At 72.8% G+C, this 25,301-nt stretch carries 20 protein-coding genes and 2 pseudogenes; 9 read left to right on the forward strand and 13 right to left on the reverse strand.

The window, feature by feature from the left end; genetic code table 11:
- Window positions 1-340 precede the first annotated feature (340 nt).
- Both KUM38_RS25235 and KUM38_RS25240 read left to right on the forward strand, forming a co-directional pair.
- On the forward strand, window positions 341-1,651 hold the full coding sequence (locus KUM38_RS25235; RefSeq protein ID WP_217132769.1) for a condensation domain-containing protein: 1,311 nt from the start codon (window positions 341-343) through the stop codon (window positions 1,649-1,651).
- 63 nt (window positions 1,652-1,714) lie between these two features.
- Window positions 1,715-2,233 (forward strand): RNA polymerase sigma factor, encoded by a 519-nt coding sequence (locus KUM38_RS25240; protein ID WP_217131982.1) that lies wholly within the window; start codon window positions 1,715-1,717, stop codon window positions 2,231-2,233.
- A 101-nt stretch (window positions 2,234-2,334) separates the two neighbouring features.
- Here KUM38_RS25240 and KUM38_RS25245 read toward each other — a convergent pair whose 3' ends face one another.
- Window positions 2,335-3,024, reverse strand: coding sequence for a PAS domain-containing protein (locus tag KUM38_RS25245; protein ID WP_217131984.1), 690 nt, complete (start codon window positions 3,022-3,024; stop codon window positions 2,335-2,337).
- A 682-nt stretch (window positions 3,025-3,706) separates the two neighbouring features.
- Here KUM38_RS25245 and KUM38_RS25250 point away from each other — a divergent pair.
- Complete coding sequence (locus KUM38_RS25250) at window positions 3,707-4,993, forward strand: helix-turn-helix domain-containing protein (RefSeq protein ID WP_217131986.1); 1,287 nt, start codon at window positions 3,707-3,709, stop codon at window positions 4,991-4,993.
- A gap of 358 nt (window positions 4,994-5,351) precedes the next feature.
- Window positions 5,352-5,939: a hypothetical protein gene (locus KUM38_RS25255; RefSeq protein ID WP_217131988.1), complete on the forward strand. Its 588-nt coding sequence runs from the start codon at window positions 5,352-5,354 to the stop codon at window positions 5,937-5,939.
- Window positions 5,940-6,183: 244 nt separating this feature from the next.
- Here KUM38_RS25255 and KUM38_RS25260 read toward each other — a convergent pair whose 3' ends face one another.
- The 3 genes from KUM38_RS25260 to KUM38_RS25270 all read right to left on the reverse strand — a co-directional run bounded on the left by KUM38_RS25260 (window position 6,184) and on the right by KUM38_RS25270 (window position 9,177).
- Window positions 6,184-6,717 (reverse strand): 2'-5' RNA ligase family protein, encoded by a 534-nt coding sequence (locus KUM38_RS25260; RefSeq protein ID WP_217131990.1) that lies wholly within the window; start codon window positions 6,715-6,717, stop codon window positions 6,184-6,186.
- Window positions 6,718-7,075: 358 nt separating this feature from the next.
- On the reverse strand, window positions 7,076-8,158 hold the full coding sequence (gene sigJ, locus KUM38_RS25265) for an RNA polymerase sigma factor SigJ (protein WP_217131992.1): 1,083 nt from the start codon (window positions 8,156-8,158) through the stop codon (window positions 7,076-7,078).
- 320 nt (window positions 8,159-8,478) lie between these two features.
- Window positions 8,479-9,177, reverse strand: coding sequence for an NAD(P)-dependent oxidoreductase (locus KUM38_RS25270; protein WP_217131994.1), 699 nt, complete (start codon window positions 9,175-9,177; stop codon window positions 8,479-8,481).
- A 358-nt stretch (window positions 9,178-9,535) separates the two neighbouring features.
- On the opposite strand from KUM38_RS25270, the pseudogene KUM38_RS25275 reads away from it, so the two are divergent.
- Window positions 9,536-10,303: pseudogene (locus tag KUM38_RS25275) on the forward strand (LysR substrate-binding domain-containing protein); the annotation flags it as partial.
- A gap of 6 nt (window positions 10,304-10,309) precedes the next feature.
- Here the strand turns inward: KUM38_RS25275 and KUM38_RS25280 are convergent.
- The 8 genes from KUM38_RS25280 to KUM38_RS25315 all read right to left on the reverse strand — a co-directional run bounded on the left by KUM38_RS25280 (window position 10,310) and on the right by KUM38_RS25315 (window position 19,706).
- Window positions 10,310-10,744, reverse strand: coding sequence for a VOC family protein (locus tag KUM38_RS25280; protein WP_217131996.1), 435 nt, complete (start codon window positions 10,742-10,744; stop codon window positions 10,310-10,312).
- 123 nt (window positions 10,745-10,867) lie between these two features.
- Window positions 10,868-12,391: a fused MFS/spermidine synthase gene (locus KUM38_RS25285; protein ID WP_254397754.1), complete on the reverse strand. Its 1,524-nt coding sequence runs from the start codon at window positions 12,389-12,391 to the stop codon at window positions 10,868-10,870.
- A 256-nt stretch (window positions 12,392-12,647) separates the two neighbouring features.
- Window positions 12,648-13,748, reverse strand: a complete 1,101-nt coding sequence (locus tag KUM38_RS25290) for a PP2C family protein-serine/threonine phosphatase (protein ID WP_217132014.1) — start codon at window positions 13,746-13,748, stop codon at window positions 12,648-12,650.
- 445 nt (window positions 13,749-14,193) lie between these two features.
- On the reverse strand, window positions 14,194-14,496 hold the full coding sequence (locus KUM38_RS25295) for a hypothetical protein (protein ID WP_217132016.1): 303 nt from the start codon (window positions 14,494-14,496) through the stop codon (window positions 14,194-14,196).
- Between the two features lie 278 nt (window positions 14,497-14,774).
- Complete coding sequence (locus KUM38_RS25300) at window positions 14,775-15,575, reverse strand: trans-aconitate 2-methyltransferase (RefSeq protein WP_217132018.1); 801 nt, start codon at window positions 15,573-15,575, stop codon at window positions 14,775-14,777.
- A gap of 80 nt (window positions 15,576-15,655) precedes the next feature.
- Window positions 15,656-16,879: an aminotransferase class V-fold PLP-dependent enzyme gene (locus KUM38_RS25305; protein WP_374227076.1), complete on the reverse strand. Its 1,224-nt coding sequence runs from the start codon at window positions 16,877-16,879 to the stop codon at window positions 15,656-15,658.
- Entirely contained in the window at window positions 16,876-18,213 is a 1,338-nt protein-coding gene (locus tag KUM38_RS25310; RefSeq protein ID WP_217132019.1) for a pyridoxal-phosphate dependent enzyme, read from the reverse strand. The genes KUM38_RS25305 and KUM38_RS25310 overlap by 4 nt, the downstream gene beginning before the upstream one ends.
- On the reverse strand, window positions 18,210-19,706 hold the full coding sequence (locus KUM38_RS25315) for a Y4yA family PLP-dependent enzyme (RefSeq protein WP_308409043.1): 1,497 nt from the start codon (window positions 19,704-19,706) through the stop codon (window positions 18,210-18,212). The genes KUM38_RS25310 and KUM38_RS25315 overlap by 4 nt, the downstream gene beginning before the upstream one ends.
- A 317-nt stretch (window positions 19,707-20,023) precedes the next feature.
- Here KUM38_RS25315 and KUM38_RS25320 point away from each other — a divergent pair, with 317 nt between their 5' ends.
- The 4 genes from KUM38_RS25320 to KUM38_RS25335 are packed head-to-tail and all read left to right on the forward strand — an operon-like array spanning window position 20,024 to window position 25,050.
- Entirely contained in the window at window positions 20,024-21,520 is a 1,497-nt protein-coding gene (locus KUM38_RS25320; protein WP_217132021.1) for an ABC transporter substrate-binding protein, read from the forward strand.
- Window positions 21,517-23,316, forward strand: a complete 1,800-nt coding sequence (locus KUM38_RS25325) for an ABC transporter permease subunit (RefSeq protein WP_217132023.1) — start codon at window positions 21,517-21,519, stop codon at window positions 23,314-23,316. Before KUM38_RS25320 ends, KUM38_RS25325 begins: the two co-directional genes overlap by 4 nt.
- The gene (locus tag KUM38_RS25330) at window positions 23,297-24,337 is read left to right on the forward strand and encodes an ABC transporter ATP-binding protein (RefSeq protein WP_217132030.1); all 1,041 of its coding nucleotides are present in this window, start codon (window positions 23,297-23,299) and stop codon (window positions 24,335-24,337) included. The genes KUM38_RS25325 and KUM38_RS25330 overlap by 20 nt, the downstream gene beginning before the upstream one ends.
- The gene (locus tag KUM38_RS25335; protein ID WP_217132032.1) at window positions 24,334-25,050 is read left to right on the forward strand and encodes a dipeptide/oligopeptide/nickel ABC transporter ATP-binding protein; all 717 of its coding nucleotides are present in this window, start codon (window positions 24,334-24,336) and stop codon (window positions 25,048-25,050) included. The genes KUM38_RS25330 and KUM38_RS25335 overlap by 4 nt, the downstream gene beginning before the upstream one ends.
- Before the next feature lie 113 nt (window positions 25,051-25,163).
- Here KUM38_RS25335 and KUM38_RS25340 read toward each other — a convergent pair.
- Window positions 25,164-25,271, reverse strand: a pseudogene (locus KUM38_RS25340) (tautomerase family protein); the annotation flags it as partial.
- Window positions 25,272-25,301 lie beyond the last annotated feature (30 nt).

Below are 25,301 nucleotides of genomic sequence, written 5' to 3' on the forward strand. Positions count from 1 at the left end.
GGAAAGGAGGCCGCACACCGAGGCAGGGGATCACGTCACCCGCCCCGGTTTCACGGCACAGCACGGTGGTGCACCGGAACCGGCCGGGTCAAGGGATCAGGGCTCCCGGGACGCCGATTCAGGGGTTTCCCTGAAGAATGCGGAGCCGGGGAGTGCGGGCCCCGGTTCAACTTTTAGGGAAAACACGCGACTTCGCTTCGCTGAGGGCTCTGCGCTGGATTCGGCCGCGTTCCGCCGTGCACTCTCGAAAGGCCCTCGACATCCCCGCGGACAGCCGCGGCGGCGAACCGATTCCGGGCCGAGGACCCCCGAAATGAACGACGGAAAGAAGGCTGACGGCATGCACCGTGCGCTGTGTCCGGTCGAGACGCTCTACGTGGGCCAGAGGAGCAGGGCCTTCCTGTCGTGCTCCTTGCGCGGAGCCGTGGACGTCGCGGCGCTGTCGGCCGCGTTCGACGCCATGACGGAGGTGAACCCGCCGCTGCGGTCCCGCATCGAACAGGACGGCGCGGGTCACGTGCTGCGCCTCCTCGGTGAGGCCGAGCGGCCGCGGCTGGTCGCCCGGACCGGCGACGAGGAGGAGGCCTACGCGGCGGAGCTGAACAGGCCCCTCCCGGTCGGTGGCCCGCTCAGCCGTGCCGTCCTGGTCAGCGCGCCGGACGGCGAGAGCCACCTGTTCCTGCTGGTGGTGGACCACACCGTCATCGACGGCCACAGCAGCATCGCGCTGCACAACGCGCTGTGGGACCGCTACCGGGCGCTGGTCGAGGGCGGCGAGCCCTCCGCGGAGGCCGCTGATCCGGGCCTGTCGCGCTGGCCCGAGCCCGTCAGCCGGCTGCTGCCTCCGGCCGACGCCGCCGACACGGCGAAGTACCTCGACGACCGGATCGAGCAGACACGGCGGCACCCGGTCGAGCTGGTGCCGTACGACGCCGTCACCGGTGAAGGGGCCGACGGGGGCGGGCACATCGAGGTCCGCAGGCTGACCCTGGACGCGGACCTCACCTCGCGGCTGCGCCGGACGGCGCGCGGCTCGGGCGTCTCCGTGCACGCCCTGGTCGCCGCGACGCTGCTGGCCACGGCCCGGCGGCGCCTGGACGGCGACGGATCCCGCACGCTCGGCTGCCTGTCCCCCGTCGACCTGCGCTCCCGGCTGTCCCCGCCCGTGCCCGCCTCCGCCCCGGTCCCCGCGGTCACCACCCATCTGCAGACCCTGGAGGTGTCCGAGGCCTCCGAGCCGCTGGAGCTGGCGCGTGCCGTGCACGCCCGCCTAGGCGACTTCCTCTCCCGCGGCGACCACTTCCACGAGATGCGCATCACGCCGGAGATCCCCCGCAACCCCGCTCTGCAGCTGGCCACGGTGATCGCCACCAACATGGGCGTCGTCCCCGGCCCGCGGCTGCCGAGTGGGCTGCGGGCGGCCGACGTGCGTCTGGTGCCGGCCCGCGAGCACTACTTCCCGCAGGCGGGACGCAGTCCCGTCATGGCGTGCGTCGTCTCCTTCGAAGGCCGGCTCTCCATCGAGTTCCCGCACTCCACGGCCTGTTACAGCCCGTCCTTCATGCGGGCGTTCCGCGACGACGTGCGCGCCGGGCTCCTCGGCTTCGCGACCGCGGCGGAGCCCGGGGGCGCCCGCGCCGCCACCGGCTGACCACGGCCCTTCCACCACTCCCGTCCCCGCCCATCCGGCTGCCGTAAGGAAGCGCTGCCCGACATGACCACCGTCAGCGAACCCCCCTCCCCCCTGACGCTGCTCCCCCGAGCCCAGGCGGGCGACGAGCACGCGATGAACCACCTGCTGACCGGCATCACGCCCTACGTCGCGCGTATCTGCAGGTCCATCACCCATGACGACGGTGCCGACGCCACGCAGGAGGCGCTGCTCGCCGTCTACCGCGGCCTGGGTTCCCTGCGCGAACCGGCGGCGTTCTACGGCTGGGTGCGCTCGGTGACGGTCCGCGAGGCCGTCCGCACCGCCAAGCGCTACGGCGAGGAACGCTGCTGTTCCGAGGTGGAGTCGCGGCAGGAGGCGAACCCTCTGGACGCGGTGCACATCAGCGACGTGCTGGAGCGTCTGTCCCAGGCGCACCGGCAGGTCCTCACCCTGCGTGCCTACGGGCTCAGCGAGGAGGAGATGGCCGAGGTGCTCGCCCTGCCCGTGGGCACCGTCCGCTCCCGTCTCTTCCGGGCCCGCCGCCGGTTCCAGGAGGCGTGGCAGCCCTCGGCGGCGTGACGCCGCCACCGGCACCTCGGGGCCGGACCCGTACGAAGGCGGCTGTGGCGGTGCGTCACCGCCACAGCCGCCGTGTGGGGCTCGACGAGCCCCCTCCCGCACTACCGCACGCGTTCCGGGAGGACGCGCGGGGGCCACTGGCCTGCGGCGAACATCCCCAGCGCGTGCGCCCGCGCCACCAGGGCGGGACGGTTGGACACGTCGAAGCGCCGCAGCATCTGCCCGACGCGGTACTCGATCCCCTGACGGCTCAGATAGAGACGGGAGGCCAACTGCACCGTGGACTCGCCACTCGCCACACCTTCCAGGACCTGCGCGTCGAGGGCGCTGAGCACGGGCCCGCAGGAAACCGCGCCTTCGGACCGGCGCAGAAAGACGACGACGCCGACCATGTCCCCGGAAGGTTTCCTGACGGCGACCGCGGTGACTTCCGCCGGGAAATTCCGGCCGGTGCCGTCCCGGCCCGTCACCTTTTCCTGGAATCGCCGGCTGCTTCCCGAGGAAAGCGCGGTGAACTGTTCCCGCAGCCGTGCGGGAACGGGTGAGCGGAGAAGGTCGAGCAGGCCGTACCCGCATATCTCGTCGGCGCTCAGTCCGAATTGGCGGGCGAATCCGGGATCCGCGGCCGTGACGACCAGGTCCCCGGGGGACACGTGGGCTCTGCAGGCGTCCGCCGGGGCGGCGTCTCCCGGCGCGCCGTTTCCGGTCGGGGCGCGGCGAGCGGGGGCGGCCGCAGCGGCGGCTTTCTTGTTCTTGCGGGGCGAGGCGTCGGGGAAACTCGTGGTCGCCACGGACGTACCGTCCTTCTTCCTGCGCGTGGGGGGCTGGGAAGGGTGAGAGGACGCGGAGCGGACCGGTGCGTCGTGCCTGGGTGTCGACGAGCGTCCGGTGACGGCGCGTGCCACCTCGTCGGTGGCCGGTGCCGGTGTCCGCGTCGCCCCGGGCCGGCCGGCGGCGGGACGCCGGGCTCCCGGGTCGGTCAGGGTGAGCAGAGGAGGCGGCGCCGGGGCGGCCGGCGCCCGACTGCCGTGGATAACGTTGTCATGGCCACTCGATCTCGGTGTCCGATCCTGACGGAAGGCCACCGGGCGGACCGGCGGGCCGTACGTCCGGCCTTCGCGAGGGGCCCGGTCGGGAGCTGCACAGCACGAAAACCTCCACATGACGAAGATGGGATCGCATCAAGGGGGCGCTCTCGAGGTTAAGGGTCGGCAACCCATGTGGCAAGGGTTTGCCAGATGGCCTCGGCAACCTGGCAACCCCCTTGCGATCGGGCCTCTTTCGGGCAGCGTGAAGCCCGATCCAAACACGCCCCGCAGCGTCGGACGCCGCCTCTGCACTGCCCAGTTGACCTGCGGTTAACGGCTTGTAGCCCCTTGCCGAGCTTCATAGAGTGTTGACAACCCACGCGCCCGACCGGGCAGGCGGGGACCACGACACCTGTTGGTCGCGTCACGGAACAAGAGGGGGGAGATGCTCGAACAGCCGTATTTCGGCCGTCGGTTGAAGAGGCTTCGGCTGGCACGGGGCCTGAGCCAGGCCGGCCTCGTCGGCGAAGGCATGTCGACGGGGTATCTGTCACGTCTGGAGTCCGGCGACCGGCGTCCCACCGAGCGCGCCGTGTCCTACCTCGCCCACCGGCTCGGCGTCGACACGTCCGCCCTGACCGGCCCGTCGGACGAGAGGTCCTTGACGGGGGTCCTGGCCGCCGTGACCTCGGCGCCGCCCGGAACGGACGACACGGCGGCTCTCAGCCGCGCGGTCGAGGAGGACGCGGGCGAGGATCCCGCCGCCCGCTGGCAGGCCCTGTGGCTGCTGAGCCGCGCTGCCGGCCACGACGGCGACTACGAGCTGGAGCGCACGCGGCTGCTGGAACTCATCGAGCTGAGCGATCTGTTGGAGGCACCGGAACTCCGGGCCCGGTCGCGCGTCCGGTACGCCCGCTGCACACGCGCCCTGGGCGACATGCGCACGGCCGAACCGGCGGCCGTGGAGGCGCTGTCCGTCGCCCGCGCCGCGGAACTGGGCGTGTCCGACACCCTGGCCGCCCTGATGGTGCTGATCAGCATCGAGACGGAACTCGGCAGGCTGGAGACGGCCGGCCGGCACGTCGCCGAATTGGAGCGGGATCTGCTGCCCGTGGCCACGTCCGCCCAGGCGGCCGAAGCGTTGTGGACGGCCGCCGTGGTCAGCAACCGCCAGGGGGACGACGCGACCGCCCGGGCCAGGCTGGACACCGCCCTGGGCCTGCTGAAGGGCAAGGACGACCTGACCCTGTGGACCCGGCTACGGGCCGCCGCCACCGCCGCCGCGCTGCAGATGTCACCGCCCGGCGTGGCCGCCGCCGAGCGCTGGCTGGACGAGGCCGCCTCCGTCCTCCACCTGATCGGCACCCCTCTGCAGCTCCAGGAGTTGCGGGCGCTCCAGGCCCATCTCGCCTTTCATCAGGGTCGGCTGGACGACGCCCGGGCCCTCAGTCGGGCCCTGCTCGCCGAGGAGGACCTGCGCCTCTCCTACCGTGACCGGGTACGGCTGTCGGTCCTCGACGGCCGGCTGATGATCCTGGCGGGCCGCGCCGACGAGGGCGTCGCCGCCCTGCAACGGCTCGGGCGGCAGGCGACGGAGTCCGGGAACCTCGACCTGGCGGCCCACATCTGGCAGGCCCTGGCCACCACCCTGGCCGACGTCCGCTCCCCCGAGGCCCGGACGCAGACACCGGCGCGGGGCGACTCCGGACGCCACCGCGCCTCCGGCTCCTGAACGGCCCGCGCACGCCTGGCGCCTCGGTGCGCGGGCCGTGTTCGCGATGTGCGGCCGTGCGACCGGCGCCGACCGCCGCCCTGCGGCCGTGACGAAGCAGGCGGGACCACCCGCCGGAACAGCTCCCACCACTCGTAGTGCTCCGCATGAGACGACGTCATGGGTACGGGTGGTGACGCCTCCGCACCGCACGTTCAGGAAGAACGCCCCGGACCGGTACGAGGGGACGCACGAGCTCGTCGGACAACGGCCCGCCGCGGCAGGTGACGTCGGCACGCCCGCGGACCAGGGCGTTGTCTGTCGACGAGTGGCGAAGGGCGCCCGCGGTGAGCCGCGGAGCGGCGGATAGCGTACGGGCATGGCGATGACGGGGAAGCGACGGGTCCTGTACCGGCAGGGCAGCGGATTCTGGCGGATGACGGCGAAGTGGGTTCTGGTCTTCGGGGTCCTGTACCTGCTGGACGGCGGGCTGCTCCGGTCTTGGGGCGACGCTCTGGTCTGGCCGATGATCGGGATCCTGCTGTGGGTGCCGTTCGGGATCGGTGTCGTCTGGTACCCGAAGAAGAACCAGCGCGTCGAGCTGACGACGCGTGAACTGCGGGTGCGGCGCAAGCGGTTGCCGATGGAGGAGGTGAACCTGCTGCACGTGGCGCGGCTGTGGCTGGAGGGGCGGTCGACCGCGGACGACCAGCCGGTGCCGGAATGGCCACGGTTCGACCGGGTGGTGTGGGTGCCGCTGCGGGACGGCCGGGCGTTCGGCGTGGAGTTCCGCGACCCGGCCGCGTTCGCCGAGGTTTTCGGCGCCTTCGCGGTCGCGGCGTGCGGCGGGCCCGACATCGTCCGCGCGAGAGCCGCGGCGGAGACCTACCCGAATCCGGTCCCGATGCGGTCCCGCTCCGCCGACGACGCAGGATCCTGGCCGGACCTCCTGGACCTCTTCGACTGACAGCCGGGAACGCCGGCAGGGGGCAGCGCTCCGTCAGGGATACGGGGAACTGCACAGGGCCGGCGTCCCCGGCCGGCTCCCGCGGGAGGCGTTTCACACAGACACCGCCTCACGCGGCACCTGCGGCTCCCGCCGGGTGCACGCCGTCGGCCGCCGACCTGGCGGAACGCGACTTCACCCGTCACGTCCGGGACCAGCTGGGGGGGGGACCGACATCACCGGACATCCCACGGACGAAGTCCTGTCAGGAGCGGGGCTCCAGCACCTCCAGGGTGCCCGTTTCCGTGTCGTAACTGCGCAGGGTGGTGAGCCGGACCGACGACGGCGGCGCCGGCAGCAGCTCGAAGACCCGGGGGCCGGCGAAGGCGCCGGCCCGCCGGGAGCGACCGAGGGTGATGTGCGGGCTCCAGCGCGCGGGGGCGTGAAGAGGGTTGAGGGTCTCGGGCGGACTGTCCGAGACCACTGCGTCCCACACCCGGTCGTGCAGGGCTGCCAGAGCGGGGTCGAGATGCAGCGCCCAGGCCAGCACCGAGGTCGGCCGCTCGAAGCGGACCACGCCGGTGACCCGCACCGGCAGCGGCAGGGCGGCGGCCACCTCGGCAAGCTCCCAGCGGATCGGAGCGGTCAGCTCCGGGCAAGCGGCCAGGGTCAGGTGCGGGCTGTTGGTCGGTGAGTGATGACGCGCCTGACTGGGCAGTCCCGCGTCCGCGAGCCGCCACCAGGCCTCCCGGACCGCGAGGTCCGCCGCCTCGTCCAACAGAAGCTCGACTGTGCGCACGGGCGCAGCCTACCCACGAGGGCCCGCGGTTCCGCCGCCCCCACCGGCAGGAGCGTCGAACCGGGAGCGCGGCCGGGGGACGCGACCCCGCGCTCGTCAGGCCGGAGGCTCGGTCAGGGGGTCCGGCTCGCCCACGGCGTCGGCAGTGGCCCGGACCTGCGAAAGGGCGCTCGCCTTCCTCGTGCCGGGTCGTAGCGGACCGGACAGCACCCGGGGGTTCTCGGTGAAGGGATCCGGTGTGACGTGGATGCCTCTGGAGGGGTGGGGCCCCGTCGGCCGTCGGGCCGGTCCGCGACCGGCTCCCCGCATCCGGCCGGGTGTGGCCCCGTCTTGCGCGCGTTCGGGTGCCCGGCCGTGGTCATGCGTGTTTTCCGGGGGCGGGCGGTCGGCGGTTCTCGGGGCGGCCCGGGGTCGTGTCCCGGCCCGGCGGGTTCCGCTCGTCGTCCGGTCGCACGTGGGTGAGCTTGGCGGGGTTGGTGACAACGTAGACGCCGGAGACCTGGTCGCCGTCCGGGGTGAGGTCCATGACCATCACGGCGTACGGGGAGTCACCCGTGAACAGTACCGCCGCGTCGTCGCCGTTGACGCGACGGTAGCGGATGTCCAGGTTCTCGGTGCGCCGGGTGGCGTAGCCGGCCAGCATGCGGGCGGCCTTCTCCCGGCCGTGGACCGGACGCAGCCCGGCCGCCTGCCGTACGCCTCCGCCGTCGATCCAGACCGTCACGTCCGGGGCGAGGATCTCCATGAGCGCGTGGATGTCGCCGCCGAGGGCGGCTGTGACGAACCGCTCGGTCGCCTCCCGCCGGACGCGGGGGTGGGCGCGGTAGCGGGGGCGGCGGGCGTGGACGTGGGCGCGGGCCCGGTGGGCGAGCTGACGTACGGAGGCAGGGCTGCGGTCGAGCATGCCGGCGATCTCGGTGTGGGGATAGCCGAACACCTCGTGGAGGACGAACACCGCCCGTTCCAGCGGTGTGAGGGTCTCCAGGACCACCAGCATCGCCAGGGAGACCGAGTCCGTACGTACCGCGTGGTCGGCGGTGTCCGGGGCGAGGCCGGTGGCGGCATCGGCGACCAGGGGTTCGGGCAGCCAGGTACCGACGTACGTCTCCCGTCGGGAGGCGATGGCGGTCCGCCGGGCGAGTGCGTGGTTCACGGCGATGCGTACGAGGTAGGCGCGCGGGTTGCCGATCTCCGCCAGCGGCGCCCGACGGTTCTTGCCGGACCAGGACAGCCAGGTCTCCTGGAGCACGTCCTCGGTGTCGGCGACGCTGCCGAGCATGTTGTAGACGACGGAGAACAGGAGTTCGCGGTGATCGACGAAGAGCCGCGTCGTGTCGTGCGCCGGGCCGTCCTGTCGTTCTCCCCCGCCCGGTCCGCGCGGCGCGTCCCGCACCGGTCCCGCCCCACCCGTTGCCCGGCTGTCGTCGGATATGTCTGCCATGGGTCGTCCTCCTGTCCGGCACTCACTGGTGAGAGGGACGGGGCGACCGGAGTGTGACATCCACCCGGTGAGCGTGACACGGGTCACCGGCCGGCTCTTCGGAGTCGTACTCGCCCGAGCCGGCCGCTTCCCGGACGGGTGAGACCGCGGAGGCTGCCGCGGTCCCTCTCTTCCCGACCGGAAGGATCGCCTGCCGCGCCTTCGCCCCATGGCCGTCGAGGTCATGCCCATGGGCCCTTCCGGTTCTCCGTCTCCAGCGGGGTGAAACGGTCTGCGGGCAGGAGCGTGACCCTTCTTGAGCGGCGCGGTCGGGCCCTCATTCATTTCCTGCCGCCGAAGGCCTCCTTCCGGATGACGTCGAGGATGCTCGGAACACCTTCCGTGGTGCGGACGTCGACGAAGGCGCCCACATGACGGTTGCCGGCCGCCTCGCGCAGCAGCGCGTTTCCCAGGTCCGCGCGCGAGGTGAACCGTCCTGGCAGGCGCGAGGTGGAGACCCGGTAGTCGCTGACGGCATCCGTGTCGAAGAGACCGGCGGGGCGGACGACCGTCCACGCGCGGTCGCTGTCGCGCACGATCTCCTCCATGCGGCGCATGTCGTCGTACACCGTGCGCCCGACGGTACGCGCGATGAAGGGTTCGAGCACCTTCCGGAAGAAGAAGGTCTCGCCGGGTGCCGGCACGCCGAAGAGCACGGTCGAGGTCACGCAGACCAGGCGTCGGACGCCGTGTTCGGTCATGGCCTGGGTGAGGTGAGTGATGCCCTCGGAGTACACCGTGACGGGGTTTCGGCTGTACGGCACCCCGAGCGTCGAGATCACCGCGTCCTGCCCGGCCACGGCGCGTTCGACGGCGCCGGGATCCAGCACATCCGCACCGACCACCCGCAGACGCGGGTGGCTCAGCGGGAAGCCCTCGGGGCGGCGTGTGACGGCGGTGACCGTGTGGCCTTCGGTGATCGCCTGCCCGGTGACCTGCCGCCCGGTCGGCCCATTGGCCCCGAATATCACGATTTTCACGTGTTTCCCTCTCTTGCGGACGACCCGTCGGTGGGCATGGAGCATGCGCGCGGTGTCGTCGTCCAGGCTGGTCTTGTCAGAGGAGAGGAGCCAGATGACGACGAATGTGACATCCCGTCGGCGGGGCCTTTCGTTCTCACTCCCCGCACTCGGGCGGGGTTCGGGGACCGTGGTGGGCGGGGCCGGCCACCACGGTCCCCGAAGCAGGGGACGTCCATCCGGTCGTCACGCGTCGGACGTCACGGAGCGACGCCTGAGCCCGGGAGGCGGGCTGGTCATCCAGGGAGGGAGACGGGGGCCGCGGTTTTGCGTCCCGTGCCGAGCGTCAGGAGCGGGGAGGCCCCGGTCAGGGCGACACCGAACCAGCCGACGGGTGCGACTGACACCGGCGGGTGCGGCGTTCCTGCCCGCCGCACGCCAGTGTCTGGAGGCCGCCGAGCGCGCGGCCGCCGAGGTGGCCGCGGCGGTCGGCGAGGTACGCGGACGGCTCGCCGTGGGTCTGATCCCCACCGTCGCCGCGGTCGACATCCCGGGCGCCCTGCGCGAGTTCCGCCGGCGGTACCCCGACGTGCGCGTCAGCCTGAGCGTCGGCGCGAGTGACGAACTTGTCGAGCAGGTCGAGGAGGGAGCCATCGAGGTGGCCTTCCTCGGCCTGCCGACCACGGCACGGCCCCAGGGTGTCGACGCGGTCGAGCTCGCCCGTGACCGCCTCGTCGCCGTGGTCGCGCCGAACCACCCGCTGGCCAAGGAGTCGGCGGTCGACCTGCGCAGACTCTCCTCCGAGGTCTTCGTGGACCTGCCGGCCAAGACCGCCGGACGCGCCCAGTCCGACCAGGTGTTCTCGGCCGCCGGTCTCACCCGCGACGTCGCCTTCGAAGTGACCAACGCCGATTTCCTCGCCCGGCTGGTCGGCCAGGGCCTCGGCGTCGCCCTGCTCCCTTCCGCCTACGTGCGCCGGCTCACCGGCGTGACCACCATCGAGGTCGCCGACGCACCGGACCGCGTCGAGTACGTCATCTGGAGCCGGATCAGCCGCACACCCGCCGCCACCGCCTTCCTGGCCCTGCTCGGCATCCCGGCCGTCCCCGGCGCGCAAGGAGACCGGCAGGGCATGCCCGGCGCTTAAGGATGCTCAGTCGAGGCAGAACTCGTTGCCCTCGATGTCCTGCATCACGATGCAGGACTCGTTTTCGTCATCGGCGTACAGCGTTCGCACGTGTACCGCGCCGAGCGCGACCAGTCGTGCGCATTCGGCCTCGAGTGTGGCGAGGCGCTCTTCGCCCACGAGCCCGGTGCCGGCCCGCACGTCGAGGTGCACCCGGTTCTTGACGACCTTGCCTTCGGGAACGCGCTGAAAGAACAGTCGCGGTCCCACACCTGAGGGATCACTGCACGCGAACCATGAGCCTCGATCCTCAGCCGGCCGCGAGCGATGGAAATCGTCCCACGTGGCAAACCCCTCCGGCGGCGGAGGTACGACATACCCCAGAACCTCACACCAAAAACGAGCGACGCGCTCAGGCTCTGCGCAGTCGAAGGTGACTTGGAACTGCTTGATCGATGACATCGGCGCACCATAACAGAGGTCCCTGGTGCTCATCTCCCGATAAAAATCCGCACCTTGACGGGAGACGGTCCTCGCGCGCCCGAACCCCGTGGAGGTGGGGGTCGCCACCTCAGATCCCTAGTGTCACCGGCCGCTCCGGCCGTAGGGCTGGAGGAGCTGGTCGACGGGCGCGTAGTCGTCGGTGAGCAGGGGGGCGTTGCCGATCCAGGACGTGAGGTCGTCGCCGGTGGCGATTTTCCAGCCGGTCCCCCGGGCGTCCAGTGCTTCCTGCATCGCGCGCAGGTCGACTGTCCGGTCGGAGGCGACCATCACCAGATTGCCCCCCTCGGGGGTGGCGGTCGGGTCGAGGCCGATGTCACCGGGTTCGCCGAGAAGGGCGACGTGCCCGAACGTCTCGTTCAGCGTGGCCGCTTCGGCACGTGCGAAGGCCAGATCACCGTGATCGATGAGGTTGGCGACGTACAGGCCGTCCTCCTCGAGCACTCTCCGCACATCGGTCATCGCTTCCACCGTGGTGAGGTGCCACGGGACGCTGACGCCGCCGAAGGCGTCGCCGACGACGAGGTCGCGGCTGCCGGTGCCGAGTCGCCGCAGGGCCAGGCGGCCGTCCTCAGCGCGTACGTCGATACCGTGCTCCGGCCTCGGACCGAGCTGGTCGCGGTCGATGCGCACGACCCCGCTGTCGATCTCTGACACGAGGCTGCGCGTTCCGGGACGCGTGGCCGCGAGGTAACGGGGCAAGGTGAGCCCGCCGCCGCCCAGGTGGTGGGCAGCGAGCGGCTCGCCTTCGGGAAAGGCGGCGTCGACCACCGACGCGATGGCACGCACGTACGCGAACTTCAGGAACGTCGGGTCGTCGATGTCGACGTAGGAATGCCGCACGCCGTCCAGGACGAGTGTGCGGCCGCCGTCCCGGTCGGGGTCGGCGACGACCCGTGCACAGTGGTACCTGGTTTCGGCGTCGCAGCCGCCCGGCGCGACCATGGTGGCGAGGCCGCCGGCGACGACCGCCAGCGTCAGGGCAGGGGTGCCGCTCCACCTGCGCATCCGCCATCCGACCAGCGCCGAGCCGACCACCAGCAGTGTTCCCAGGCCGATCAGGATGTCGCTGACCGGCAGCCTCGACACGAGGACGAAACCGGTCAGGACGGTACCGAAGATGGCACCGACGGTCCCGACGCCGGACAGCCGGCCGACGACCGTTCCGGTTTCGGCAAGGCTGGTGAGGCGCAGCTTGGTCACCATGGGCGTCACCGCGGACAGCAGGGCGCCCGGCACGAGGATGGTCAGCGACGCGATCAACAACAGCACCGCGGGAGCCCACTCCGCCGCGCTGCGCAGCACGGCAGGGGTGAGCGCCACGACCGCTCCCGACACTCCCAGCGAAGGGCCGAGGAGCCGACGCGGATCGACCTGATCGGCCATGCGCCCACCCAGCCACGAGCCCAGAGCGATCGCCGTGAGGGCGATGCCGATCACCATGGTGCTGGTCTCGAGGGTGAGGCCGAGGTAGGGAGCCAGCAGCCGCAGGGCGACGATCTCGACCACCAGGACCGCGGCCGAGGACCCGAACACGAGCACGGCGGCGACACGCGGACCCAGGTCGTGGTTTCGAGGCGCGTCCTCGGCGACAGGCGAGGAAGACATTCCGGTCACGGGCGACATCCTTCCATGCGACTCGCCGGTCGAGCACCACGGCGAAAACCCCGCAGCCTTCAGGGTGTTCGACGAGGTGCTGCATGGTCGGCGGTGATACGCCGGTCACGGTCGTGTCATTCTCCGCTGCGGCAAGCCGCGTTCAGCCGGACTCCGCGGAGGACGCGGGCGGTGCGTTCATCCCCGTCTCGAGCCTCGAGGGGTCTTCGCGACGCGGATGTGTCGCCGCGGCAGCCCTGGTCCCTGGTCAGGCTTCCGCTCGCCGGCGCACGGCGAGGGCCGCGATGTCGTCCTCGAGCCTTCCGCCCGCGTAGTGGAGCAGGTCCGCGTGCAGCCGGTCCAGCAGCTCGCGGGGCGGCGCCTGGTTGTGCCGCCCCGCCCAGTCCGTCAGCGGGAAGAACTCGCCGGCCCGGTCGCGGGTCTCCGTCACGCCGTCGGTGTAGAGCAGCAGTTGGTCGCCCGGGGCGAAGGCGACGGTGTCCACGTGGTAGTGGTCTCCCAGGAGCGCCGAGAGATTGAGGGGGGTCGAGGTGAGGGTGGGCTCGAGAACGTGGATCTCCCCGCCGCGCACGAACACCGGGGGCGGATGCCCGCAGTTGAGGATTCTGACGTGCTCGCCGCCGTGCGGGATCTCGGCGATCAGGACGGTGGCGAAGTGCTCCGTCTGATCATCGGCGGGGACCGCGGCGCTGTAGCGGGACATGGTGGTCTGGAGCCGACGGACGAGGGCCCTGAGGTCGGGCTGGTCGTACGCGTTCTCCCGGAAGCAGTTGATCACCGCGGAGGCGACCCCCACCGCCGACAGGCCCTTGCCCCGCACGTCGCCGATGAGCAGCCGGACCCCGTACGGCGTGTCGGCGGCCTCGTAGAAGTCGCCTCCGATCCGGGCCTGCTCCTGGGCCGCCAGATACAGCGACTCGATCTCGACGTCCTGGACCCGGTGCGGCAGCGGCCGCAGCAGCACCTTCTGAGCCGCGTCGGCGACGAGCCGGACCTGGAAAAGCGTCTCCTCCCGCTGGAGTCGCAGATGGCTCGCGTATGCGGCCGTCAAGGTGACGGCGATGATCGCGGCGGCCGTGTACGGCGTCCCCAGATCGGAGTGGACGAAGCTGAGGCCGATCATGATCAGCAGGCAGAACGTCCCCAGCAGGACCGTCGGGAGCACAGGCCACAGCGCGGCGGCGAGGGCGGGTGCCGCGGGCAGCAGGCGGCTGAAGGCGATCTCCCTCGGAGTGGAGAACGCCAGGCCGGTGATGAGGACGGTGACGACCACCGGTGACAGCAGCACGGCTTCCCGCCGGCCACCGTTCGGACGATGGCGGCGCCGGAACCTTCCTGAGCCGATCATAAAACGGATCTTATCGGGACGATGCGGGCATCGATCCGTGACAGCGCAGGTACTCGTGTCCGGGGATCAGCCGCTCGTGCGGTTTTCCGCACGGCCGGACGGCAACGCACGGGCTTTTCCTCGCGCGTCGCGGACGGCACCACAGGCGCGGCACACGAAGTGACGGTGGTCGCCGTGGCGCCCGGTCTCGTAGCGGGGGACCCGCGATCCGGGTGGATCGGATCGGACCGGCGTCCGCGAGGGCGCGCGACACGGTGCAGGTGGCCCGCGGAGGCAGGCGGCCGGTGATCCGCCGGGCGCGCTCACGCAGGGTACCGGCGCCGAGGTGACCGCCCGGGGCCGAGACGGCCGTCAGCACCGCCACGCGCGGAGCGGTGACTCGCCCACCCGCCGTACGCGGTCGTTCGGCGGCCGCCGCCACCGGGCACAGGCGGCCGTGTGTGATTCAGTGGTCGTCCCAGTGCCCCTCGTGGGCGGCGTGCCGATGCCCTTCGTGCACGTAGTCGACATGGTCGCCGTGCGGCACGGCGACATGGCCACAGCCGCTTCCGTGCTGGTGCTCGTGACCCTCGTGCCGCGCGTGACCGGCGGTCGCGCACTCGTCGGTGTGCCCGTCGTGCGCGCGGTGGATGTGTCCGTCGTGCACGTAGTCGACGTGGTCTCCGTGCGGGACCGCGACGTGCCCGCAGCCCTCCTCGTGCCGGTGGTCGTGGCCTTCGTGGGTGCGATGCCCGGTGACGGACGTCATGACGTACTCCCGATGCGGACCGGATGGGCGGCCGCCCGTCCGACGGCCTCTGCGGCGCTACCGAATCAACATAGGATGACGCGCGCGACCACGCACGCGGAGGAAGGGCGACGAGCACCCGGAGCACCGCCTGTCCGGCGGTCGAGAGGATCGTACGGAACCTCTCCCCGGACCGCCGCAGGCTCCTTGCAGGCGAGCCGGGCGCGTGGCGCCCGGTGACGACCGGGACGGGATCCTGATGAGTCCGGTCCTCCGAAGCGGTTCCCTCCCCTGCGGGCTCACGTCCCGGCGGGAGCACGGACTCCGGGCGCGCCGTCCATGACCGCCACCAGTACGGCGCTGTCACCGAACTGCCAGACCGGTACGACATGGGCGAAGCCCGCCCGGCGCAGCAGTTCGGCGTGACGGTGCGCCGTCACCCTCTCGTCGCCCCCGCTCCCGGCGCGGGCCGCCGGGCGCCGCCCGCGTTCGTCGAACAGGTCGGCCAGTTCGGGGTCCCGGGCCGCGTCGTCCCACCAGGACCGCCAGTCCTCCCGTGTGCGGCTGCCCGTCCGCTCCGACCTGCGACGGCCCACATGGGCGGTGAGGGCCGAGCACGCCGGCGCGTCCGGCGGGAAGTGGTCCCCGTTGACGAGGACACCGCCGGGGCGCAGCAGGGACGCCAGGGAGCGGTAGGTGCGCAGCAGCGCCGGCTCGGGCAGGTAGTGCAGCGCGGTCGTCGAGACGGCGGCGTCCAGGGGACGTTCCAGTCCGAGGGACCGGGTCCAGCCCTCCTCGCCGATGACGGTGTCGACGTAGCGGGCGGCGTCGGCGTGGTGCGTCCGCCCCAGTTCCAGCAGCAGGGGGTCCATGTCGGCGGCGACGATCTCGGCGTCCGGGAAGCGGGCGGCGAGCCTGGCGGCCAGGGAGCCGGGGCCGCACCCCAGGTCGAGCAGATGGGGGCGGGCACGGCCGGCGGTGGTGTGCTCGACGACGTCCGCGATCACGGAGAACCGCTCCTCGCGGTCCACCGCGTACCGCTCCTGCTGCCGTTCCCAGCGTTCCACCCACATCCTGGCCGTCTCCATGCTCACGCCCATCGCTTGCGCCACCTCATCCGTTCCTCGTCCGTCCGTGGGCACGGACGAATCTACAGGTGGAAACGGTTATCAGTTGCCATTCACGTCAACGACGCGAGGACGGTCAGCAGACGGTCGATCTCCTCCACCGTGTTGTACACGTGCAGGCTCACCCGTACCGACCCGTCCCGCTCGTCGGCGCCGGCCTGGCAGAGGCTGTCGGCGCGCACCATGAAGCCGTGGCTGAAGAGGATGAACCCCAGGTCGTCGGAGGGGATGTCGCGGTGCCGGAAGGTGACGATGCCGTGGCGGCGCTGGGCCGCGGGGAGTGCGGAGTCGGCGGCCAGGCTCGCCGGGCAGCCGAGGACCTCGTACGGGCCGAGGCGCCCGAGCCGGTCGGTCAGCCGGGTGGTGAGCGCGGTCGTCCAGCGCGCGATCCGTTCGACTCCGGCGGCGTCGAGCCAGTCGAGCGCGGCCCGCAGGGACACGATGCCCGCCGTGTTGGGCGTGCCCTGCCAGCCGTCCGGCCGGAACACAGGCCCTCGCGCGTTGCGTGCCCAGACCGCCCCCGAGCCGGGCAGGGCCATCGCCTTGTGCCCGGAGAAGACCACGAAGTCCACGTCCAGCGACGGATCGTCGAGACGGACGGGCAGGTGGCCGACGCTCTGCGCCGCGTCCAGACAGATCGGCACGTCCGGGCCGACCGCCGCGCGGATGCGGTGCACGTTCATGTCGCCGCCGTAGACGTGGTGGACGTGGGTGGCGGCCACGAAGCGGGTCCGCGGGCCCACGGCCTCGCCCAGGGCCCGGTGGTCGTAGTCGCCGGAGGCCGTCTGGTACGGCAGGGCGCGCACACGGACGTCGATGCCGCGTTCGGCCAGCAGCCGCCGGGCCTCGAGCCAGGGGTCCAGGTTGGCCCGGTGGTCGGCATGCGGCACGAGGATCTCGTCGCCGTCGGTGAGGTACGGGACGAGCCAGTCGCGGGCGACGGTGCGCAGGCCCTCGGTGGTGCCGCTGGTGAAGTGGACCCCGGAGCGGCCCGGTTCGGGGTCGTGGAGGAACTCCTTGACCCGTTCCCGGGTCGATTCCACCAGCTCCGTGGTCCGGTTGGCCCAGGGATAGGTGCCGCGCCCCGCGTTGGCGTTCGACGTCGTGAGATAGGTCTGGACGGCCTCCAGTACGGCGCGCGGCTTCTGGGACGTCGCCGCGCTGTCGAGGTACGCCAGCTCCGGATGGGCGGTGACGATGGGGAACTGCTCCCTCAACTCCCGCTGCCGGAGCGGGTCGTCCGGCTCCACCCCGGCGAGCGGGTGCCCCGCGCTCACTCACGCACCAGCGGTGCGCCCGCGTCCCGCCAGGCGACGATCCCGCCGGCCAGGCTGCGGACGTCCGGATGGCCCATCCGGGTCAGCGCGGCGGCGTAGCGCAGCGACTTCTCGCCGACGGGACAGGCCAGCAGGACCGGCGTCCGCTTGCTGAAGGGGAGCCCGCCGCGGAGCAATTCCTCGAACAGCTCGTCGACCATGTTGACCGAGCCCTCGATGTGCAGGGCGGCGTAGGCGTGCGGGCTGCGCAGGTCGACGACGAGCGGCCGGGGATCACCCTCGACGGTCCAGCGCCGGGCGTCGTCGACTCCGATGACGCGGGCCTCCGCGCGGGCCTCGGCGTCGGTGACGGCCGACACGGACCGCCCCCGGTCCGTCCGGCCGAAGAGTTCCGGGCGCCGCTGACGCACATAGCTCAGGTAGCTCTCGGCCCGGTCGCACACGATGAAGACCGCCGTCCGGCGCTGCCCCGTCCCGTCCAGCTCGGCGTCGGCGTGCCGCAGGTGCCGGACCGCTCCTTGGTAGGCGGCGCCTCCGGTCGGTCCCGACAGCAGTCCGCAGCGGCGGATGAGGGTGATCATCCCGTCGATGGCCTCGCCGGAGGTCACCGACTCGATGGTGTCGTACGTCGCCGGGTCGAACAGGCCGACCTGGTGGACCTCGTCGATGGTGCGGATGCCGGGGATGAAGTCCGACTTGTGGGCGACCAGGCCGAGGACCCGCACCTGCGGGTCGTGCTCGCGCAGCACCCTGGCGACGCCGGTCGACGAACCGGCCGTGCCGACACAGGCGACGAACCAGTCCGGCGCACGCCCGTCGAGGTCCTTGACTATCTCGGGTCCGGTACCCGCCGCGTGGGCCTCGACGTTGCGCGGGTTGAAGTACTGGTCGGTGTGCAGGTAGGTGCTCCCCGGGTCGGAGAGCGCCCGGTGGAAGTGGGTCAGCGGGTCGTCGGTGTCGGTCGGGTCGAGGCACTCGCTGCGTCCGGGCAGTTCCTCGATCTCCGCGCCGAGGAGCAGCAGGAGCTCCTTGATCTCGGGCACGCGCATGCGGTTGGTGACGCTCTTGAACCTCAGTCCGTGCATGCCGGCCAGCAGGGCGAGGGCCTTGGCCGTGTTGCCGCTGGAGAGTTCGACGACCGTCCCGTCGCCGTCGGCCGCGGCCTCCAGGTGGGGCCGGGCCATGTGCCAGGCGGGCCGGTCCTTGACGGACCCGAACGGGTTGAGCATCTCCAGCTTGGCGTAGAGGTCGATGTTGCGCAGCGCGTGCACGCCGGGGTCGATGCGCACCAGAGGTGTGTTGCCGATGGCCTCCGTGATGCTGTCGTACCTCATCCGGGTGTTCCCCCCAAGGGTGTGATCGGCCAGTAGTCCTCGTCCAGGCACCAGCGCCAGGAGTCGCCCCGCCGCTCCACCGCGACCGTCCGGGCGGCGGGCTGCCGTTGCGCGTGGTGGGCGTGGAAGTCCATGGCGTATCCGGCGGTGTTGGCGAAGGCCAGCAGATCTCCCGCGCGCGGCAGCCGGGGCAGGAAGACCAGGCGCCGGGTGATGAGATCGCCTTCCAGGCACAGGTTGCCGGTGAGGTAGACGCCGAAAGGTTCCTCCTCACCGGTCGCCGCTTCGTCACGCGGCAGCAGGACGGGGTCCACGAGGACTCCGTGCTCCTCGAAGCTCATGTCTCCCGCGTTCATGCCGAGGCGCACCACGTGGTGCCCGGAGTCCGTGTCCGCGGGCCGTACGTCCAGCACCCGCGCCAGCGACAGCCCGCACTGGTCGACCAGGGAGCGGCCGGGTTCGATGTACAGGTCGTGGAGGTGTTCCAGGAGGAGGGTGGCCGACGGCCGGCCCGACGCCGGTGCGGGCAGGGAGAGCAACTCGTCGAGGTAGCCGGGGCCGGCGGTGGGACGGTGCGCGGGGTACAGCGCGGCCGCCCCGCGGACCGTGCCGCCCTCGTTGCGCAGCCCGTAGCCGTGACCGCGCCAGGTCAGCGGCGGGCGGACACCGAGCACCGCCTCGCTCAGCGCGGTGGTCCACCGCTCCCACTCCCCCGCCTCGGCGACGTAACCGACGCCGAATCCGCCCCCGATGTCGAGGGCGCGCGGCGCCAGTCCCCGTGCCCGGCACTCGTCCATGAACAGCACGCACTGCTCCAGCGCCCGTGCCTTCTCCTCCACGCCGGTGGTGTCCAGGTGGTAGGCGGCGCCGGTGAACTCCACGGCGTCCGCGTTGCGTTCGAGCGCCGACAGCAGCGCCTCCGCGTCCCGCACCGGGGTGCCGAAGCGGCTGCGCCGGGAGAGCAGCCGGGTGCCCGCTCCCCCGTGGCCGGCGGCGGACTCGAATCCGGACAGGCGCACCAGTACGGCGACCCGGCCGAGACCGTGCGTGCGCACCAGGCCGGAGAGCCGTTCCAGCTCTCCGGCCGAGTCCAGGTTCACCGTCGCCCCCACGCGCGCCGCCAGCCAGAGGAATTCGGCGTCCTTGGGGCCGGTGGCCATGATGCGGTCCCCGGTGAATCCACACCCCAGTGCGTGCCTCAGCTCCTCCAGGGAGGCGACGTCGACCCCGACGGCGGCCGGGTCCTCGGCCGCCAGCCGCCGCACCAGGGCACCGGCCCGGTTCGCCTTGTGCGCGAAGTACACGCGCCCGCTCAGACGGTGGCGGCGGTAGACGGCACGGAAGCGGGCGGCGTTCCGGGCGACGGCCTCGGGGAGCAGCACGTTGAGCGGAGACCCGAGCGCGTCGACGAGCGAGTGCAGGAAGGGCCGGTCCGTCAGCAGTGAGGCGAGCTGCGGATCCACCCTCGGCCTCAGATACAAGGGCGCATCCACGTGAGACCCCTCCCCGTGTCGGCCGACCGCCGTCGCGACGATCGTTCGGGAGTAGTCGTTTCCAGGTACACCCGTCCCTAAGCCTCACCGGACCGTGCCCCTGGACGGCGTCCCGTGCTCAGGAGGGGTGGTGGGTGTGCGGTCGAGCGCGCTGCCGGGGCGGCCAATGCGTCCCTCCCGGGTCTCCTCTTCCGTGGCGCGGCCTTCCTCATCGGCGGAAGCGAGGTCCGGCGGAACCACACTTATGAAAATGATTGTCATCATGCTACGGTCGTCGCACACCCGATCTTGACCGAGCACTGCCCCGGAGTGTCCCCGTGCGCCTCCCCGCCCGTTTCGTCCCTCTCACCGCGGTCACCACCGCCTCCCTCCTGCTCACCGGCTGCTTCTCCGCGGCGTCGGACGCCGACGGCTCCTCCGAGGGCGAGAGCCGTCGCATACGCGTCGCGATGATGCAGCCGCCGCGCTCGGGGCTCTCTCCGCTCTCCGACGACGCGTTCAAGCTGTCCCGCTGGTCGACCGCCGAGACCCTGGTGAAGCTGGACGAGGACGGCGACGCCGAACCCGCCCTCGCCACCGGGTGGAAGCAGTCCGGACGCAGTTGGACCTTCACCGTCCGGGACGGTGTCACCTTCCACGACGGCACCGACCTCACCGCCGAGGCCGTGGTCGACTCCCTCACCCGCGCCGCCACCGCGTCCCCCAAGCCGCGCATCCTCGACGGCGTCGACATGACCGTGGAGGCCGACGGGGACAAGGTCACCGTCACCACCGCCGAGGAGGACCCGCTCGTCCCGCAGCGCCTCAGCTCTCCGCAGCTCGCGATCCTCGCGGCCAAGGCGTACGAGGGGAAGACCGTGAACCCGGCCGGCGCGGGCACCGGCCCCTTCGAGCTGACCGAGGTGAACGGCACGTCCTCGGCGACCCTCGACCGCTACGACGACTACTGGGGCGGCAAGGCCAAGGCCCCCGGCATCGACGTCCGCTTCGTGCCCGACGGCACCGCCAGGGCCGCCGCCCTGCGCAGCGGCGAGGCCGACATCGTCGAGGCGGTCCCCGTCTCGCAGGCCGCCGTGCTCGACCAGGACCTGATCACCGAGGTCCCCATGCCGCGCACCAACACCCTGTACCTGAACACGGAGAAGGGTGTTTTCAAGGACGCCTCGCTGCGCGCGGCCGCACGGGAGGCGATCGACGCGAAGTCCCTCGTGGACGGCGTGTACGAGGGACGCGCCGACGTCGCCGAGGGCCTGCTGGGCCCGGCGCTCCCGTGGGCGGCCGAACTGCGCGAGCCGGTCGAGGGCCGGGCGAAGGCCGGCGACCCGGCCGGGAAGACCGTCACCATCGGCACCTTCACCGACCGCGCCGAACTCCCCGAGGTCGCCGCCACCCTGCAACAGCAGTTGCAGGAGGCCGGCTTCAAGGTGAAGCTGGAGATCCGCGAGTACGCGAACATCGAGTCCGACGCGCTGGCAGGCCGGTTCGACGCGTTCGTCCTGTCCCGGGCGACCGTCCTCGACTCCGGCGACCCGGCCGCGTACCTCTACAGCGACTTCGCCTCCGAGGGATCCTTCAACATCTCCCAGCTGGCCGACCCGGCGGTCGACAAGGCGCTTCGGAAGGCGTCCTCGGCGCCGACCGGTGACGCGCGGCGCAAGGCGGTCATCGAGGCCGAGGCCGCCGTGCTCGCCACGGACGCCGCGGTGCCCATGCTGCACGAGCGCGTCGTCCAGGGCGACGCCGCCGGGGTCACGGGCGCGGCCCACGACCCGCGCGAGCGGGAGCTCGTCACCATCGACACCCAGGTCAAGTGAGGTCCCGCACACGCGGGCGGGCCGGTGCGGCCACGCTGACCCGCCTCGTCTGCCTCACCGCCGTACTGGCCGCCGTCGGCCTGCTGCCCTGGCTCTCCGGCCGCGACCCCGCGCTGACCGTGCTGCGGGCGCGGTCGGCCGAGCAGGAGCCCACCCGGGAGGCCCTGGACGCGGTGCGCCGTGACCTCGGCCTGGACGCGGGCCCCCCGTCGCTGCTGGGTGACTGGCTCGCCGGGCTGGTCCGCGGCGACCTCGGCACCTCGTGGGTCTCGGGCACCGACGTGCTGCCGTCCGTGCTCTCCGGTCTCCAGGTGTCCTCGGGCCTCATGGCCGCCGCCCTCGCGGTCGCGGTACTGCTCGCCTGCACGCTGGTCGCACCGGTGCTGGTGCGCGGCCGGGGGTCGGCGGGCGCGTTCGGCGCCATGCTCGCCGCGGTGCCCGAGTTCCTGCTCGCCACGGTGGCGCTGCTGGTGTGCGGGGTGTGGCTCGGCGTGCTGCCGACCTCCGGCTGGCAGGGCCCGGAGTACCTGGTCCTGCCCGCCGTCGCCCTCGGTGTCCCGGCGGGCGGACTCCTCGGCCGCCTGGTCGCGGACGCGCTGCCGACCGTGCTGGACGAGCGCTGGGTGGAGCTGTGGCGGGAGGCCGGGGTGAGCCGGACGCGGATCGCGGCGGCCGCGCTGCGGCGCGTCCTGCCGCCGCTGGTCCCGCAGTTCGGCATGGTGGCCGTCGGCCTGACCGGCGGGGCGGTCGCCGTGGAGACGGTGTTCGCGGTACCCGGCATCGGCCGTACGGCGCTCGGAGCGGCGAAGTCCCAGGACCTGCCGCTGCTCCAGGGTTCCGTGCTCGCCCTGCTGGTGCTGGGACTGGCCGCGGGTGCGCTGGCCGCAGGCGTACGGCGCCGCCTGCTCGGCCCGGCGCTGCGCGACGCGGGCCTGACGCCGCCCGCACCGCGCCCGGTGCGGGCGCACCCGGCGGTCCCCGCGGCACTGGGCGCCGTCCTGCTGACCGCCATCGGCTGGGGGCTGCTGCGCGACCCGTACACCGTGGACACGACGGCCCGGCTGCTGCCCCCGTCGTGGACGCATCCGCTCGGCACCGACGGACTCGGCCGGGACGTCCTGGCCCGGCTCGGGCACGGCGCGACCACGACGGTCGGCACGGCCGTCGCCGTGTGCCTCGCGAGCCTGCTGCTCGCGCTGGCCTTCGGATTCCTGCCGCAGGTGGCCGCCGGGGCCTCCGACATCGCCAACGCACTGCCACCGGTGATCGTCGGTGTCCTGGTCGCGGCGGCCGTGGGCCCCGGTACGGGCGGCGCCGCCCTCGCGGTCGCGCTGGTCTCCTGGCCCCCGTTGTCCGCACACGCGGCGGCCCTGGTGCAGGAGGTGCGCGCGTCGGCGTTCCTGACCGCCCAGCGTGCCATCGGCGCCACCCCGTGGTGGATCCTGACCCGCCACGTCCTGCCGTCGGTGGCCGGCCCCGTCGCCCGGCACGCGGTCCTCCGCCTCCCCGGCATCGCCCTCGCCCTCGCCTCCCTGGGCTTCCTGGGACTCGGCGCGCAGCCGCCCGCCCCCGAGTGGGGCCTGCTCCTCGAGGAGTCCCGCGCGTACGTGGAGCGGGCCCCGTGGGCGGCGCTCACCCCGGCGGTCGCCCTCGCGCTGCTGGCCGGCCTCGCCGTGGCGGGAGCGGCGTACGCACAGGGACGCACCGTGCCGCGCGCCTCCCGCACGGCCGCATCCCCCGGCTCCCCCTCCCGTCCCTCCCGGAAGGAGGCCTCCCTTGACGGCAGCGCCACCTGACACCGACGCCCTCCTCTCGGTACGCGGTCTCGGCGTCTCCCTGCACGGGGTCCAGATCGTCAGCGGGCTGACCTTCGACGTCCGCGCCCGGGAGGTTCTCGCCGTGGTCGGCGAGTCGGGCGCGGGCAAGTCCCTCACGGCACGCGCGCTGCTGGGCACGGCCCCCCGGGCCGCCCGCGTGACGGGGAGCGTGCGGCTGCGCCGTACCCCGGGCTCGTACGACGAACTCGTGGGCGCCCCGGCCGCGGCCCGCACCGCCCTGCGCGGCCGCCGCACGGCCCTCGTCCCGCAGGACGCGCTCTCCGCGCTCTCCCCCGTGCATCCCGTGGGCGACCAACTCGCCGCCGCCGTACGGTCGGTGGCACGCGTCTCGCGCACGGAGGCCCGTGCGCGGGCGGTCGCCGCGCTCGACCGGGTGGGCATCGCGGACGCCGCACGCAAGGCGCGGGCGTATCCGCACGAGTACTCCGGCGGGATGCGCCAGCGCGCCGTCATCGCCATGGCCACGATCAACGAGCCGGACCTGCTGATCGCCGACGAGCCGACGACCGCGCTGGACCCGGACCTCCGGGAGCAGGTGCTGCGGGTCCTCGGCGAGCAGCGGGAGGCGGTGGGCGCCGCCCTCGTCCTGGTCACGCACGACCTGGGGACGGTCCGCGACCACGCCGACCGCGTGCTCGTGATGTACGCCGGACGCCAGGTCGAACAGGGGCCGGCCCGACGCGTGCTGGACCGCCCCGCGGCGCCGTACACGGCGGGGCTGCTGGCGTCGCTGCCGCCGGGCGAACCCGGTGGGCACGGCGGCCGCCGACGTCTCCCCACCATCCCCGGCGCCCCGCCCGCCTTCGACCGTCTCCCGCCCGGCTGCGCCTTCGCGCCCCGCTGTCCGCTGGCCGACGACCGCTGCCGGCGCGAGGAGCCGCGGCCCCGGGCGGCCGGCGACGGCCACGAGGTCTCCTGCCATCGCCGGGAGGACGTGCCCCACCCGGCGACCGAGTTGTTCCTGGAGCGGTCCGTATGAACACCCCCGTGATCCCCGCGCCGCGCCGCGCCGCGGACGACCCGCTGCTGGACGTCCGCGACCTGGTCGTGCGCTACGGCCCGGTCACCGCCGTGGACCACGTCTCCTTCACCCTGGAGGCGGGCGAGACCCTCGCCCTGAACGGCCCGTCGGGTTGCGGCAAGTCCTCCACGGTCACCGCCGTGCTGCAGTTGCGCCGCCCGGACGCCGGCGAGGTCCACTTCGAGGGCCGGGAGCTGACCGCGCTCACCGAACGCGAACTGCGTCCGCTCCGCCCCCGGATGCAGCCGGTCTTCCAGGATCCGTACGGCTCGCTCAGCCCTCGCCACCGCATCCGGGACGCGGTGGCGGAACCCCTGCGCGTCCAGGGCCGCTGGAGCGACGCGGAGAGCCCCGCCCAGGTCGCCGAACTCCTCGGCCGGGTCGGCCTGGACCCCGCCCACGGCGACCGCTTCCCGCACGAGCTGTCCGGCGGGCAGTGCCAGCGCGCGGGCATCGCACGGGCGCTGGTGTCCGAGCCCCGGCTCCTCGTCCTCGACGAGCCGGTCTCCGCCCTCGACCCGTCCGTCCGGGCCGGCATCCTCAACCTGCTCGCCGGTCTCCAGGAGGAGCTGGGGCTCGCGTACCTGTTCATCTGCCACGACCGGGCGCTGGTACGCCACTTCGCGGACCGGACGATCGACATGCGCGACGGCCGCCTTGTAGGGGGGTAACCGTCCGCCTCCCCCGGCCGCGCTGCCGCCGGCCCGGTACCGGACGGCCCTCCGATGGGGCCCGGCGCCACGGCTCCGGGCGCCACATCGGAGGGAGATCAGGCGTCGCCGTCGAGCACGGCGGTGGTGGGGCGGGCCCGCTCACCGTAGATCTCCGCGTACAGACCGGTGGTGCGCTCGATGGTCTTCCGCTTGTCCTCGGCGGTGACGGTGCCTGCGGGGGAACCCCACGTCGGGCCCCGTTTCCGGGC

Source organism: Streptomyces sp. AC558_RSS880 (assembly GCF_019049255.1).
In the GTDB taxonomy this organism is placed as follows: Bacteria; Actinomycetota; Actinomycetes; order Streptomycetales; family Streptomycetaceae; genus Streptomyces.